Annotated in this window: 13 protein-coding genes; 8 read left to right on the top strand and 5 right to left on the bottom strand. The window is 62.4% G+C overall.

The window, feature by feature from the left end; all coding sequences use genetic code 11:
- Positions 1–3: 3 nt before the first annotated feature.
- The 3 genes from ACO550_RS24895 to ACO550_RS24905 form a co-directional block, all read right to left on the bottom strand.
- Positions 4–951: an ABC transporter permease subunit gene (locus ACO550_RS24895; RefSeq protein WP_315596528.1), complete on the bottom strand. Its 948-nt coding sequence runs from the start codon at positions 949–951 to the stop codon at positions 4–6.
- 123 nt (positions 952–1,074) lie between these two features.
- Positions 1,075–2,325 (bottom strand): ABC transporter substrate-binding protein, encoded by a 1,251-nt coding sequence (locus tag ACO550_RS24900; RefSeq protein WP_315596527.1) that lies wholly within the window; start codon positions 2,323–2,325, stop codon positions 1,075–1,077.
- A gap of 149 nt (positions 2,326–2,474) precedes the next feature.
- The gene (locus ACO550_RS24905; RefSeq protein ID WP_315596526.1) at positions 2,475–4,100 is read right to left on the bottom strand and encodes a 3-(methylthio)propionyl-CoA ligase; all 1,626 of its coding nucleotides are present in this window, start codon (positions 4,098–4,100) and stop codon (positions 2,475–2,477) included.
- A 332-nt stretch (positions 4,101–4,432) separates the two neighbouring features.
- Between ACO550_RS24905 and ACO550_RS24910 the strand changes: the two genes are divergently transcribed.
- From ACO550_RS24910 to ACO550_RS24945, 8 genes are all read left to right on the top strand, one after another.
- A complete protein-coding gene (locus ACO550_RS24910) occupies positions 4,433–5,995 on the top strand; it encodes a protein adenylyltransferase SelO (protein WP_315596525.1) in 1,563 nt (520 codons plus the stop codon).
- A gap of 36 nt (positions 5,996–6,031) precedes the next feature.
- Positions 6,032–6,439: a peptide-methionine (R)-S-oxide reductase MsrB gene (msrB, locus tag ACO550_RS24915; RefSeq protein WP_315596524.1), complete on the top strand. Its 408-nt coding sequence runs from the start codon at positions 6,032–6,034 to the stop codon at positions 6,437–6,439.
- A 94-nt stretch (positions 6,440–6,533) separates the two neighbouring features.
- Complete coding sequence (locus tag ACO550_RS24920) at positions 6,534–7,088, top strand: septation protein A (protein ID WP_315596548.1); 555 nt, start codon at positions 6,534–6,536, stop codon at positions 7,086–7,088.
- A gap of 69 nt (positions 7,089–7,157) precedes the next feature.
- A complete protein-coding gene (locus ACO550_RS24925; protein ID WP_315596523.1) occupies positions 7,158–7,472 on the top strand; it encodes a BolA/IbaG family iron-sulfur metabolism protein in 315 nt (104 codons plus the stop codon).
- 4 nt (positions 7,473–7,476) lie between these two features.
- Positions 7,477–8,271, top strand: coding sequence for a peptidylprolyl isomerase (locus ACO550_RS24930; protein WP_315596522.1), 795 nt, complete (start codon positions 7,477–7,479; stop codon positions 8,269–8,271).
- 188 nt (positions 8,272–8,459) lie between these two features.
- Positions 8,460–8,831 carry a hypothetical protein gene (locus ACO550_RS24935; RefSeq protein ID WP_315596521.1) on the top strand — a complete coding sequence of 124 codons (372 nt, stop codon included), beginning with the start codon at positions 8,460–8,462 and terminating at the stop codon, positions 8,829–8,831.
- 158 nt (positions 8,832–8,989) lie between these two features.
- Positions 8,990–9,436, top strand: coding sequence for a hypothetical protein (locus ACO550_RS24940; RefSeq protein WP_315596520.1), 447 nt, complete (start codon positions 8,990–8,992; stop codon positions 9,434–9,436).
- Between the two features lie 37 nt (positions 9,437–9,473).
- Positions 9,474–9,611, top strand: a complete 138-nt coding sequence (locus tag ACO550_RS24945; protein WP_315596519.1) for a hypothetical protein — start codon at positions 9,474–9,476, stop codon at positions 9,609–9,611.
- Between the two features lie 69 nt (positions 9,612–9,680).
- On the opposite strand, the gene purL is transcribed toward ACO550_RS24945, so the two are convergent.
- A complete protein-coding gene (gene purL / locus ACO550_RS24950; protein WP_315596518.1) occupies positions 9,681–13,727 on the bottom strand; it encodes a phosphoribosylformylglycinamidine synthase in 4,047 nt (1,348 codons plus the stop codon).
- A 248-nt stretch (positions 13,728–13,975) separates the two neighbouring features.
- Positions 13,976–14,563 (bottom strand): winged helix DNA-binding protein, encoded by a 588-nt coding sequence (locus ACO550_RS24955; protein WP_315596517.1) that lies wholly within the window; start codon positions 14,561–14,563, stop codon positions 13,976–13,978.
- Positions 14,564–14,667 lie beyond the last annotated feature (104 nt).

Below are 14,667 nucleotides of genomic sequence, written 5' to 3' on the forward strand. Positions count from 1 at the left end.
CGCTCAGCTCTCCCGGGTGCCCATGAGCCCGCGCGGGCGGAAAATCAGCATCACCACCAGCAGCAGGTACGGCAGCACCGGCGCCACCTGCGCCACGGTGAGCTTCCATACCGAACTGAACGGCGTGGCATCGCTGACCATCAGGCCGAAACTGTTGAACAGGCCAGCCAACGATGCGTCGATGGTGACCGCAAAGGTCTGCAGCACGCCAATCAGGATCGAGGCCACGAACGCGCCGACCAGCGACCCCATGCCGCCAACCACCGCCACCACGAAGACAATCGACCCGACCGCCGCCGCCATCGATGGCTCGGTAATAAACGCATTGCCGCCAATCACGCCGGCCAGCCCGGCCAGCGCGGCACCACCGCCGAACACCAGCATGAATACGCGCGGCACGTTGTGGCCCAGCGCCTCGACCATTTCCGGGTGGGTCAGCGCAGCCTGAATGACGAGGCCGATGCGCGTGCGCGTCAGCACCAGGTAGATCGCCACCAGCATGCCCAGCGACACCAGCATCATGAATGCGCGATATTTCGGGAACGATGAGGTGAACACGGTGAACAACGGCCCGTCGAGTTCCGCCGGAATCCGGTACGGCACCGCCGCCAGGCCCCACACGAGCTTGACGCCCTCCTCGATCAGATAGGCGAGCCCAAACGTGAATAGCAGTTCGGCTACGTGGCCATACTTGTGGACGGTACGCAGGCCAAAGCGCTCCACCAGCGCTCCCGCGCCAGCCACCAGCAATGGCGCCAGGATCAGCGCAGGCCAGAAGCCGAATTTGGAAGCAAGGGTGTAGGCAAAGTACGCGCCGAGCATGTAGAAGCTGGCGTGCGCGAAATTGAGCACGCCCATCATGCTGAAGATCAGCGTGAGCCCCGATGACAGCATGAACAGCAGCAGTCCGTAACTGATGCCGTTCAGTAGCGAGATGACAAAGAATTCCACGGCAAGTCCTCAGGGCCTGTTCCCGGAGCCGGGGCCTGGCCCGGCAAAAGCCATATTGTCCGGGGTTCCCGCGCTGGCGGGAACCCTTTCCTGCCTACCCGATCATGCCCAGTGCAGCCATGCTCAGTTAGGCCGCTTCATCTGGCACGACGTGGGCTGCGCGGCCACGAACTGGTCCAGCACCGCATTGGACTTCCAGCCATAGCCGGTGTTTTCCTGGTCGAACTTGATGTCCTTGCCGTTGACCTTGGTCCAGGTGGCCACCACCAGCGGTTGCTGGGCCTGGTGGTCGGTGTTGCGCATCTCGACGGTGCCGTTCATGCTCTCCACCTTGATGCCTTCCAGTGCCTTGGCTACCTTGACCGGGTCCGTCGAACCCGAGTCCTTGATGGCCTTGGCCAGCATGGCGATACCGGTATACGAAGCCATTACGTAGAAATCGTCGTTGTACTTCTTCTTGTAGCCTTCGACGATGTCCCCACCCTTGAAGCCCGGATTGTTCGGGTTGTAGTAACCCACGTACTTGACGTGCTCGGCACCGGCCGCGCCCATGGCCGTCGGCACCCCGGTGGTGGCAGCGTAGTAGGTGTAATAGTTGACCGGCAGGCTGGCATCCTTGCCCGCCTTGATCAGTAGCGCCAGGTCACTGCCCCAGTTGCCGCTGATCACCGTATCGGCGCCCGACGCCTTGATCTTGGCCGCATAAGGGGCGAAGTCCTTGACCTGCGCCAGCGGATGCAGGTCCTCGCCCACGATCTGGATATCGGGCCGCTTGCGCTTCAGGTAGTCCTTGGCCGCGCGAGCCACCTGGTGGCCGAACGAGTAATTCTGGTTGATCAGGTAGACCTTCTTGACGTTGGGATCCTTGGCCAGGTAGGTGGTCAGGGCCTCCATCTTCATGTCCGAGTTCGCGTCGAGCCGGAAATGCCAGTAGTTGCACTTGCTGTTGGTCATGTCCGGGTCCACCGCCGCATAGTTCAGGTAGACGATCTCCTTGCCCGGATTGCGCTCGTTGTGCTTGGCCACCGCATCTTCCAGCGCCAGGCCGACCGACGAGCCATTGCCCTGCACGATGTAGCGGATATTCTGGTCCACCGCCTGCTTGAGGATGGTCAGGCTTTCCTGCGGGCTGAGCTTGTTGTCGAAACCCACCACCTCGAACTTGTGCGCGCCGGCCCAATTCTTCTGGTTGGCCACATCGGCCACGTATTGCCAGCTCTTGAGCTGGTTCTGCCCCACCGGGGCCATCAGCCCCGACAGCGGATCGATGAAGGCGATCTTCACCGTGTCGGCTGCCGCCACTCCCGAAGCCAATGCGGAACCCAGTGCAACAACTGCAGCCATACCGGTTACCAGCGGACGCAACTTGGTCATGCCTGTCTCCTTCAGTTATTGTGATTTTGGCGAATGGCGGCCGCGCGTGCCTCCTCGCGCGTGCGGCCGCATCTGCGATGCACTGCCCGTTGGTAGTGCATCGCAAAAGCCTGCTGCCCTGTCAGGGATGGGGTGCCGGGCGCATGGCCTTAGCCGGCTGGCAGCTTGTAGTCCTTGAACTGCTCGCGCAGCTTGAGTTTCTGCATCTTGCCGGTGGCCGTCAGCGGAATCTCGGTCACGAATGCCACGTCGTCGGGGATCCACCATTTGGCGACCTTGCCCTCGAAGAAGCCAAGCAGTTCCTCGCGCGTGACCTCCATGCCAGGGCGGCGGACCACCACCAGCAGCGGGCGTTCGTCCCACTTGGGGTGATAGGCCGAGATACACGCGGCCATATGCACCGCGGGGTGCGCGGCGGCCACGTTCTCGATATCGATCGACGAGATCCATTCACCGCCGGACTTGATCACGTCCTTGCTGCGGTCCGTGATCTGCATGTAGCCTTCCTCGTCGATCGTGGCCACATCACCGGTCGGGAACCAACCATCCACCAGCGGGTTGCTGTCATTGCGGAAGTAGCGGTCGATCACCCACGGCCCGCGTACCAGCAGATCGCCAAAGGCCTTGCCATCCCATGGCAGTTCCTGGCCCTCGCCGTCAACAATTTTCATGTCCACGCCGTAGATCACGCGGCCCTGCTTCTCCAGGATCTTGTGGCGGGCATCCTCGGGCAGGTCCAGATGGCGCGCGAGCAGCTTGCACGACGTGCCCAGCGGCGACATCTCGGTCATGCCCCAGGCATGGATGACTTCCACGTCGAGCGCTTCCAGCGCGCGGATCATTGCCGGCGGCGCAGCCGAGCCGCCAATTACGGTGCGGTGGAACGTGGAGAACTTGAGCTTGTTCGATTGCACATGCTGCAACAGGCCCAGCCACACGGTCGGCACGCCCGCCGAAAAGGTGACGCCTTCCTGCTCGAACAGTTCGTAGACCGACGCGCCGTCGAGCTTCGCACCCGGGAACACCAGCTTTGCGCCGACCAGCGGTACCGAATATGGCAAACCCCAGGCGTTGACGTGGAACATCGGCACCACGGGCAGGATCACGTCCTTCGCCGAGCATCCCAGTGCATCGGGCAGCGCCGACGCATACGAATGCAGCACGGTGGAGCGATGCGAGTACAGTGCGCCCTTCGGATTGCCAGTAGTGCCCGACGTATAGCAGAGGCTCGACGCCAGGTTCTCGTCGAATTCCGGCCATTCGTAGTTACCGTCCTGCGCGTCGATCAGGTCCTCGTAGCAAAGCAGCTCGACCTTCGATTGCGCCGGCATATGCGCGCGGTCGCTCATCATCACCCAGCCCTTCACATTCGGGCAGTGCGGCGCCACGCCTTCCACCAGCGGCAGGAAGGTGGCATCGAAGAAGATGTACTGGTCTTCGGCGTGATTGACGATATAGGCAATCTGCTCCGGAAACAGGCGCGGATTGATGGTGTGACAGACCGCGCCCATGCCGGACACGCCGTAATAGATCTCGAGATGGCGATAACCGTTCCAGGCCAGCGTCCCCACCCGCTCTCCCTGCGCCACGCCCAACGCGCCCAATGCCTGCGCCAGTTTGCGGGCACGCAGTTCACAGTCACGGTAGGTATAGCGATGCAGGTCGCCTTCGGTTCGTCGCGAGACGATTTCGGTGCTGCTGTAGTAGCGCGCAGCGTGCTTGATGATCGACGAAATGAGCAACGGTGCGCCCATCATTTGACCCATCAATGCCATGAAACGGTCTCCAGTATGGTTGTTTCCGCAGAAAAAAACGAACAACCGTTCTTATTTTTGGCCGACTGACCCCACACAGCAAAGCATCGACAAAAAATGAAGAAACCTGTTGTTGAAGTTGTGGACTAGATGCGTGCCGGGCTCTCTCTCAAATACCCACACGCGAACCCGGTCATGCACGGGATTGATGTCCACCATTTGCGTCGCTTTTTGTCTGGTCTGCGCGCAGCGGACAACCCTTGGCCGACAGGGGAAAACCGGTGCAAGTACAATACTGCGAGCCCTGATGTGTCTCAATATGTCGTTTTCCCCTAGCACCATGCACGGCCTGTATGCCCACTGAATCCAACGACGCGCTGCCGCGCAGCGCCTTTGCCGTACCGTTCGACACGGCGCCCGGCATTGCCGCGCTCGGCGAGCGCTTCTTCACGCGGCTGGCGCCCACGCCATTGCCGTCCCCCTATCTGGTCAGCGTGGCGCCGGCCGCGGCAGCACTGCTGGGCTGGGATGACGCGGGGCTACGCGATGCCTCACGGGATCCCGCCTTCCTCGACACGTTCATTGGCAACACCGTGCCGGACTGGGCTGACCCGCTTGCCACGGTTTACTCGGGCCACCAGTTCGGCGTATGGGCCGGTCAACTCGGCGACGGCCGCGCCATTCGCCTGGCGGAAGCGCAAATGCCCGACGGCCCGTGGGAGATCCAGCTCAAGGGCGCCGGCCTGACGCCGTATTCGCGCATGGCCGACGGGCGCGCGGTACTGCGGTCGTCGATCCGCGAATACCTGTGCTCGGAAGCCATGTATGCGCTCGGCGTACCGACCACGCGCGCCATGTCGATCGTTGGCTCCGACGCGCCGGTACGCCGTGAAACCATCGAGACCTCGGCCGTGGTGACGCGCCTGGCACCGAGCTTTGTCCGCTTCGGCCATTTCGAGCATTTTGCCGCGCGCGAGGACCATGCCTCGCTGCGGCAACTCGCCGATTTCGTGATCGACCGCTTCTATCCTGCGTGTCGTGACGCGTCCAGTCCGTACCAGGCATTGCTGCGCGAGGTGTCGTTGCTGACGGCCGACATGGTCGCACACTGGCAGGCCGTGGGGTTTTGCCATGGCGTGATGAATACCGACAACATGTCGATCCTGGGCCTGACCATCGACTACGGCCCGTTCGGTTTCCTCGACGCATTCGACGCCAACCACATCTGCAACCACTCCGACCAGCAAGGCCGCTACGCCTACAGCCAGCAGCCGCAGATTGCCTTCTGGAACCTGCATTGCCTGGCCCAGGCACTGCTGCCGTTGTGGCGCGAGACCACGGCCGACGACACCGAAGCGGCGAAGGAAGTGGCAAAGGAAACTGCCGTCGAGGCCGCACGCGAGGCACTCGACCCGTTCCGTGACCGCTATGCGGCGGCGTTCTTCCGCCACTACCGCGCCAAGCTAGGCCTGCGCAGTGAACACGAGCAGGACGAGGCGCTGATGACCAGCCTGTTCCGTGTGCTGCATGCCAATCGCGTGGATTACACGCTGTTCTGGCGCAACCTGGCTCAGGTTGGTTCGCAAGACGGCTCCCAAGATGCACCGGTACGCGACCTGTTCCTCGACCGCGCCGCGTGGGATGCCTGGGCTGCGGAGTACCGGGCCCGGCTGCAGTCCGAGCAATCCGACGATGGCGCACGCCGGGTTGCAATGCTTCAGGTCAACCCCAAATACGTGCTACGCAACCATCTGGCCGAAACAGCGATCCGGGCCGCGCGCGACAAGGATTTCTCTGAAGTGGACCGTCTTCTGTCCGTATTGTCGAAGCCGTTCGACGAGCAACCGGAGGCGCAACACTACGCCGCACTGCCGCCCGATTGGGCCGCGGGCCTGGAAGTCAGCTGTTCGTCCTGACCGGGACTGGATTCTTGCCAAGGAAAAGGAAACAAGATGACCACGACCAAGACCGACGCCGAATGGCGTGAGCAGCTGTCCGATATCGAATACCGCGTCACGCGCGAGGCGGCCACCGAGCGTCCGTTCACGGGGCGCTACTGGGACCACTGGGACCAGGGCATCTACCATTGCGTCGGCTGTGGCACACCGCTGTTCGAGTCGGCCACCAAATTCGATGCCGGCTGCGGCTGGCCGAGCTATTTCCGGCCCATCAACGGCGAAGTGATTGCCGAACATGTCGACCAGAGCCATGGCATGACACGCGTGGAAGTCCGCTGCAAGGAATGCGGCAGCCATCTGGGTCACGTCTTCGAGGATGGACCCGCGCCAACCGGTTTGCGCTATTGCATCAACTCGGCTGCGTTAGAATTCGACGAGCGCGATCCGGCTGAGCGCGGGTGACGCCACCCGCACCCCGGAGGCCATGTCCGATCCGCATTGGCGGATCGCCAGCGAACCAGGTACCAGCCTGGTTCGCCAATCTGACTTCGTCCGCATGAAATTTCTGTTCGACCTGTTCCCGGTCATCCTGTTTTTCGTCGCCTTCAAGCTGTTCGGCATCTATCCGGCCACGGCAGTGGCCATCGGGGCCACCGTGCTCCAGATTGCCTGGGTGCGCTTCCGCCATGGCAAGGTGGAGCCGATGCAATGGGTCAGCCTGCTGATCATCGGCGTGTTTGGCGGCGCGACGATCGTGCTGCACAACGAAACCTTCATCAAGTGGAAGCCCACGGTGCTCTACTGGCTCTTCGCGGTCACGCTGATCGGCTCGGTCATCGGCTGGCGCAAGAACCTGATCCGCGCCATGATGGAGAAGCAGGTAACGCTGCCCGACCCGATGTGGGGCAAGCTCAACGCCGCCTGGGCCGCGTTCTTTGCCGTGATGGGGGTATTGAACCTGTATGTGGCCTATCAGTTCTCCACCGATGCATGGGTCAATTTCAAGCTGTTCGGCAGCATGGGCCTGATGATCGTGTTCATTGTGGTGCAGAGCATCTGGCTATCGCGCCATATCCAGGAAACGCCGTCGCAGGAAGGCCGGTCCGAGTAAGCCGGCCGGCACCCGCGCATCTCCCGACGTTTCCGACGCAAACCGCAAACCGACCTACAAGGAATCCGGATGGCAGCAGATCCCGCCACCATCGAGGCATTGCTGCGCGCAGCGTTGTCCCCGACCCGCCTGAACGTGCATGACGACAGCGCGGCCCACGCCGGCCACGCCGGCGCAGCCTCCGGAGGGGGGCACTATAACGTCCTGATCGTCAGCGACAGGTTCGCCGGCCATTCGCGCGTGACCCGCCATCGTATGGTGTATGATGCGCTGCGCGATCTGTTCCCCTCGCAAATCCATGCGCTGGCCGTCAGCGCATACACCGACCAAGAATATCAATCCCGCGAAGCATCACGCGACGCTACCCGCAACTCTCAGACCTGACTCCATGAAGACCACCGTCCTCTCGTTCAGCCTGGCGGCTGTGCTTGCTGCCGGCAGCCTGCCCGCATTCGCCCAGAACGCCGCCGTTGTGAATGGCAAGCCCATCCCGTCGGCCAAGGTGGACAAGCTGATCGCCGGCACCGGCCAACCCGCCTCTACCGAGTTGCGTGACCGTGCCCGCACGATGCTGATCGACCGTGAACTGCTGCTGCAGGAAGCCAACAAGCGCGGCATCATCCAGCGTGACGACATTCAGGAGCAACTGGAGCAGGCCCGGCTGAACGTGCTGGCCGGCGCGGTGTTCGAAGACTACGTCCGCACGCATGGCGCCAGCGACGACGAACTGCGCAAGCAATACGACAAGATCAAGGGCCAGTTCGGCAATGGCAAGGAATACCATGCCCGCCACATCCTCGTGGAAAAGGAAGCCGACGCCAAGGCACTGATCGCCAAGATCAAGGCCGGCGCCAAGTTCGAGGACGTGGCCAAGGCCTCGTCGAAGGACACCGGCTCGGCAGCCAACGGTGGCGACCTGGACTGGGCCAACAGCAGCAGCTACGTGCCTGAATTCTCGGCCGCCATGACCGGCCTCAAGAAGGGGCAAATGACCGATACGCCGGTCAAGTCCCAGTTTGGCTGGCACATCATCGAGCTCGTGGACACCCGCGACGCCAAGATCCCGACGTTCGAGGAAGTGAAGCCGCAGCTGCAGCAAATGCTGATGGGTGACCAGGCATGGCAGCGCGAGCAGTTCCAGGCGATGATGAAGTCGCTCAAGGACAAGGCAAAGATCCAGTAATCTGCCCCGCGTTTGTTGCCCTGACGCAAAGAAAACCGGCGCCCATGCGCCGGTTTTTCGTTTCTGTGCGCAGCTAAGCGCGCTCTGCCACACTCTGGCGCACTCTACCGGTTCCCTCTGCCTGCCTCTCTCAGTAATATCTAACCCATTCGCCTCGACGGCGGCTTCGTCGCCATCATGGCGACATCATGGGTCCGATCCACGGGAGAGCCAACAGCATGGGCGTAACGAGCGGATACTGGCAAATGTGGCACCTTTACTCGAGCGGCGTTGTTTACTGCGCGCTTGGCATGCCGCATGTCGAGTGCACCGGCATGCGCTGGCGCGAGCTTCACCCTCATCTGCCCGTACGCGATCGCTATGCGCAATCGAAAATCCTGCAGGCCACCGTGGCCTTCATGGAGGTGCGCGGCGAGATTCCCGTGCCACCGGGTGCGGACCGCATGCGGCTGCTCTATTCGCGGTACCTGCCGTGGAGCGCCCAACATCGGACACGGCCGCTGCAGGCCGGCCAGGCTGCCGAAAACCAGCCCGAAATTCGCGCTGCCGCCGTCGCCTGAGACGATTCTCATGACCTACCGCAAGGTCACTACATAAGGCACGAAAAGTTCACAATTTCAATCTTGGCAGGTGTGTTTCCGGCGCTTAGGCTCATTGCGTTGCTGGCATGACGGTTTGCCCTCATGCACTGCGTGACCTGAACATTGGCGAGGAACCCATGGCCAAGGCAATCGAACTGATTGGCTGGTTTGTATTCAACGTAGCAATACCGTTGCTGGCACCATTGGCACTTCTGCCGATGGCAAAGCTGCCCTACTTCTATCGCGACCGCAGCCACGGCATCGTCCGGCGCGCTGTCGAAAACGGCCAATTGCTCTGGTCCGCCATTCCCCTCAATACGGGTGCTTGCTACCTCCTGGCATCGTGGGTGGAACAAGGCATTGGCAACCGGCAATGGATATGGATGTTCCTGACCTTGCATGGCGCATTCGTCGTGGCCGCGTCAGTGATGGTGCTTCTCGGCACCATTGACGCATATCCCAATCGTCGCAAGAAAGGCCAACCCAACTGGATACTGGGTTGGTCCATTGGGCTGAGCTGCGCAAGTGCCACCTGCTATTGCCTGGCCCATTTCTACATTGCATTCCAGGCTACGACTGCCTGACTGATGTCCCTCCCCTTACAACCAACCGGAGAAAATCATGAAGAATTTCCTGATCAGGTTTGTCGAAGACTACGACTTTCAGGCCAAGGTAATGAACTACACGCTTGGAACGTTCCTGCCCCTGGCCGTGATCATCTATGCCTATGGCATTTATCAGTTGCAGGTCACGTCCTAACGGAGCCAACAAAAAAACGCCTGCAAATTGCAGGCGTTTTTTCGTTTGATGCCAGGGGCTTGGAAATGCTTAACCAACCCACTTGCGCGCATTGCGGAACATGCGCATCCATGGGCTGCCACCGTCAGCGATATCCTTCCACGCGTCAGGCGCCCAGCTCATGGTAGCCGTGCGGAATACGCGCTCCGGGTGCGGCATCAGCGCAGTAAAGCGGCCGTCGACCGTCGTTACCGAAGTGATTCCGTCCGGCGAACCATTCGGGTTCAGCGGATAGGCCTGCGTCACCGCGCCGCGGTTGTCGACGAAACGCAGCGCCACGTCGACCTTGCCAATATCGCCCTGCTGCGAGAAGTCCGCAAACCCTTCGCCGTGTGCCACGGCGATCGGAATACGGCTGCCTTCCATGCCGGCGAAGAAGATCGACGGAGACTGCTGCACTTCCACAGTCACGAAGCGCGCTTCGTACTGCTCCGACTGGTTACGCGTGAACTTCGGCCATGTGCCCGCGCCCGGGATGATCGGGGCGAGGTTGCTCATCATCTGGCAACCATTGCAGACGCCCAGCGCAAACGTGTCCTGACGGTTGAAGAACGCAGCGAACTGCTCGGCCATCTGGCCGTTGAACAGGATCGTCTTGGCCCAGCCTTCACCAGCGCCGAGCACGTCGCCATAGCTGAAGCCGCCGCAGGCGACAAAACCCTTGAAATCAGCCAGGCTGGCGCGGCCAGCAATCAGGTCGCTCATGTGCACGTCGACCGTATCGAAACCGGCCAGGTCCATGCTGTAGGCCATTTCGATCTGCGAGTTGACACCCTGCTCACGCAGGATCGCCACGCGCGGACGGTTGCCGGTAGCGATAAACGGTGCCGCGATATCCTGTGCGGGATCGAACGTCAGTACCGGGCTGATGCCTGGGTCTTCGGTATCGGCCACGCGTTCGAACTCGCTGTCGGCACAGGCCGGGTTGTCACGCAGGCGTGCAATGCGCCAGCTGACTTCGGTCCAGGTGCGCTGCAATTCCGTACGCGACGCACCAAAGACACGCTTCGCATCGCGATAGATCTCGATCTGATCGTTCGCGCTCGGCTTGCCGATCACGTGGCTGCATGCGGACAGGCCTGCTTCACGAAGCACGGCAAATACGGCATCGCGTTCTTCGGCACGTACCTGGATCACGGCGCCGAGTTCTTCCGAGAACAGCGCGCGCAGCGTCTGGTCATTGCGGCGCTCCGCAACCTGCTGCGCCCAGTTCTTGGCGTCGCCGTAGTCCTGTTCCTGCGTCGGATCGAGCGTCAGCATGTCGACGTTCAGCGCCACGCCGGTATGGCCAGCGAACGCCATTTCCGCCACGGCAGCCATGAAGCCACCATCGGAACGGTCGTGATAGGCCAGCAGCTTGCCCTCGCGGTTCAGGCGCTGGATCACGTTGAAGAAGTTCTTCAGATCGTCCGGATTGTCGACGTCCGGCGCACTGTCGCCCACCTGCTGCGTCACCTGCGCCAGGATGCTGCCACCCATGCGGTTCTTCGCACGACCCAGGTCGATCGCGATCAGCACGCTGTCGCCCAGATCGGTGCGCAGTTGCGGCGTCAGCGTCCGGTTGACGTCATCCACGGCCGCAAAAGCCGAGATGATCAGCGAAACCGGCGCCACCACTTCCTTGGCACCATCGGCATCCGACCACTTGGTGCGCATCGACAGCGAATCCTTGCCCACCGGGATGCTGATACCGAGTGCCGGGCACAGTTCCATGCCCACGGCATGCACGGTGTCATACAGCCTGGCGTCCTCGCCAGCCACGCCGCAAGCAGCCATCCAGTTGGCCGACAGCTTGACCTTGCCCAGGTCCTTGACCGGTGCGGCAGCCAGGTTGGTCAGCGCTTCACCGATGGCCATGCGGCCCGAAGCCGCGGCGTCGATCACGGCCAGCGGCGTGCGCTCGCCCATCGTCATCGCCTCGCCGGCACGTCCCTTGTAGTCGAGCGTGGTCACTGCCACGTCGGCCACCGGCACCTGCCACGGACCGACCATCTGGTCGCGGGCATTCATGCCGCCGACAGTACGGTCGCCAATCGTGATCAGGAACGACTTGCTCGCCACAGTGGGATGGCGCAGCACGTCGCGTACAGCCTGTTCCAGCGCAATACCGGTCACATCGACCGCCGGCAGCTCCTGCGCCACGCGCTGCACATCACGATGCATGCGCGGCGGCTTGCCCAGCAGCACCTCCATCGGCATGTCGACCGCATGGTGTTCCTTCAGCGCGGCGTCGACGCTGGCATCCACCAGTTGCAGTTGCTTTTCCTCGGTGGCAAGACCCACCACGGCAAACGGCGCGCGCTCGCGCTCGCACATGGCCTGGAAGCGCGGCAGGTCATTCGGGGCGATGGCCAGCACATAACGTTCTTGCGACTCGTTGCACCAGATTTCAGCGGGCGACAGGCCCGATTCTTCCAGGTGCACCTGGCGCAGTTCAAATCGGGCGCCGCGATTCGCGCCGTCGACCAGTTCCGGGAATGCGTTCGAGATACCACCCGCGCCCACGTCGTGGATCGACAGGATCGGGTTGTCCTCACCGAGCTCCCAGCAGGCATTGATCACTTCCTGCGCGCGACGCTCCATTTCGGGGTTGCCACGCTGTACCGAGTCAAAGTCGAGATCCGCGGTATTGGTGCCCGTGGCCATCGAACTGGCGGCACTGCCACCCATGCCGATGCGCATGCCCGGTCCGCCCAGCTGGATCAGCAGCGTGCCGGCCGGCAGCGGGTTCTTGTGGGTATGGTTCGCATCGATACTGCCGATGCCGCCGGCAATCATGATCGGCTTGTGATAGCCGCGCACGGTGCCGCCCACGTTCTGTTCGTAGACGCGGAAATAGCCGCCCAGGTTGGCGCGGCCGAATTCGTTATTGAACGCGGCGCCGCCAAGCGGCCCATCGATCATGATCTGCAGCGGCGACGCAATGCGGTCGGGCTTGCCGGTCACGCGCGGCTTGTCGTCGGGATTGCGATGCGCCATCGGCTGCGCCGCATCACGTGCATTTTCCCAGGCCTCCACCGCATCGGGCAGCATCAGGTTCGACACCGTGAAACCGGTCATGCCGGCCTTGGGCTTGGCGCCACGGCCGGTTGCGCCTTCATCGCGGATTTCACCACCGGCGCCGGTCGAAGCGCCTGCAAACGGCGAGATCGCGGTCGGGTGGTTGTGCGTTTCCACCTTCATCAGCGTGTGGGTCAGCGCTTCATGACGGCCATATGCATGGTCCGCGCCACGCGGGAACCAGCGCTCCGCCACATCGCCTTCCATCACCGCCGAGTTGTCCGAGTACGCAACGATCGAACCTTGCGGATTCAACTGGTGCGTATTGCGGATCATCGCAAACAGCGACTTGTCCTGCGCCACGCCGTCGATGGTCCACGTCGCGTTGAAAATCTTGTGGCGGCAGTGCTCGCTGTTGGCCTGCGCGAACATCATCAGTTCGACGTCGGTCGGATGCCGGCCCAGCTTGCCGTAGTTTTCAAGCAGGTAGTCGATCTCGTCATCGGACAGCGCCAGGCCCATCGCCGTATTGGCGTCGGCCAGCGCGCTGCGGCCCGCCGAGATATCGATAAACTGCAGCGGCTTGGCCGGCAGTTCCTGGAACAGTCCCGCCGCCTCGTCGCGCGTGGCGATCACGGTCTCGGTCATGCGGTCGAACAGGTGCGCGGCCACGGCAGCGCGCGTGCCGGCGTCCAGCGACTTGCGGCCGCGCAACAGGCCCTTCTTGCAGATCACGGTGATTTCGATACCGCGCTCGATGCGATGCACATGGGTCAGCCCGCAGTTGTGCGCGATGTCGGTGGCCTTGCTGGCCCACGGCGAGATCGTGCCAAAGCGCGGAATCACCACGAAACGGTCACCCTCGGCCTGGGCGGCAAACGGCGCGCCATAGGTCAGCAAGGCGCCGATGCGGGACTGGTCCTCGGCGGATAGCGGGGTATTCGAGTCGACAAAGTGCACGAATTGTCCGTGCACCGATTCAATATCGGCGTCGATCTGTTGGAGAGCGGCAAGCAGGCGTTGCTGGCGAAAGGCGGACAGCGCCAAAGCGCCGGGGAAGCACGAGAAATGCGCCATGATCGGTACGGTCAGGAGGCGTAGGAGAGTCGGGGCAGGCGGCCGCCGACACTGCTGAATGGAATGCCGGCTAGCGGGAAACCGCTATTGTACCTTGTTGGCGCCCTCTTTTTGCATTGCGCAATGAGGCTGTCACAGACAGATGCAGGAAAAACGGACGCCGCCGACACCCAGCGCCGCGTCCTGGGCGAGTCGATGGCGCGCTGGTGGCGCATCCAACGCCCATCCGGCGCCTGCCGGCAGGGGCTTCAAAGCGACGTCGCCGAGCGCGCCGCCTGCTCGTAAAGCCCGGTCAGGACGCGCAGCAGCCGCGCCAGTTCGCCGATCTCCTTATTCTCGTCACTGCCTTCGCTGAAATTGCTCGTCAGGCACTGTTCGCGGATCTCCCGGTATTTCGCACACGCCTCGGCCCCTTCCGCGGTCGTGCCATAGGTGGCTTCCTTGCCCACACGCTCGCCGGCAACCAGCCCCAGGCCCACGAGCTTCTTCAATGAATACGTGACCAGATGGGTGTCTTCGACGTTCAGCACGAAACAGATGTCGGCCAGCCGCTTGGCCCGGCCGCGGTGGTTCACGTGGTGCAGCACCAGCACATCGAGAAAGGTCAGGTCGCGCACGCCAGCCGCGCCCATGCAGCGCACTACCCAGCGGCTGTAGGCGTTGTAGGCGGTGTTCAGGCCAAATTCGAACTCGGACAGTTCCGGACTACGTACCGACACCAGGTGTGACGACGACACGATGTTGACGCCAGCAGCCCGGGCCAATGGCGCAGTACGCGCCGTGTCGGCCTCGGATACGGTGTCGGCGGTGCGGGCCGGTTCGGGCTTGCGTGCCATGAATGCGCTCTCCTTCCACAGAAATTCTTGAAGCCCGCGGGGGCTGCGGGCGGCATTTGCCCAACAGTTTATCGGCAATTTGCCATCAAACCATGCTGAATAGC

Source organism: Cupriavidus sp. (genome assembly GCF_057315035.1).

Coding starts and splice junctions, on each gene's coding strand:
- ACO550_RS24900 (WP_315596527.1), bottom strand. CDS start 2,325: ATGACCAAGTTGCGTCCGCTGGTAACCGGTATGGCTGCAGTTGTTGCA.
- ACO550_RS24905 (WP_315596526.1), bottom strand. CDS start 4,100: ATGGCATTGATGGGTCAAATGATGGGCGCACCGTTGCTCATTTCGTCG.
- ACO550_RS24910 (WP_315596525.1), top strand. CDS start 4,433: ATGCCCACTGAATCCAACGACGCGCTGCCGCGCAGCGCCTTTGCCGTA.
- msrB (WP_315596524.1), top strand. CDS start 6,032: ATGACCACGACCAAGACCGACGCCGAATGGCGTGAGCAGCTGTCCGAT.
- ACO550_RS24920 (WP_315596548.1), top strand. CDS start 6,534: ATGAAATTTCTGTTCGACCTGTTCCCGGTCATCCTGTTTTTCGTCGCC.
- ACO550_RS24925 (WP_315596523.1), top strand. CDS start 7,158: ATGGCAGCAGATCCCGCCACCATCGAGGCATTGCTGCGCGCAGCGTTG.
- ACO550_RS24930 (WP_315596522.1), top strand. CDS start 7,477: ATGAAGACCACCGTCCTCTCGTTCAGCCTGGCGGCTGTGCTTGCTGCC.
- ACO550_RS24935 (WP_315596521.1), top strand. CDS start 8,460: ATGGGTCCGATCCACGGGAGAGCCAACAGCATGGGCGTAACGAGCGGA.
- ACO550_RS24940 (WP_315596520.1), top strand. CDS start 8,990: ATGGCCAAGGCAATCGAACTGATTGGCTGGTTTGTATTCAACGTAGCA.
- ACO550_RS24945 (WP_315596519.1), top strand. CDS start 9,474: ATGAAGAATTTCCTGATCAGGTTTGTCGAAGACTACGACTTTCAGGCC.
- purL (WP_315596518.1), bottom strand. CDS start 13,727: ATGGCGCATTTCTCGTGCTTCCCCGGCGCTTTGGCGCTGTCCGCCTTT.
- ACO550_RS24955 (WP_315596517.1), bottom strand. CDS start 14,563: ATGGCACGCAAGCCCGAACCGGCCCGCACCGCCGACACCGTATCCGAG.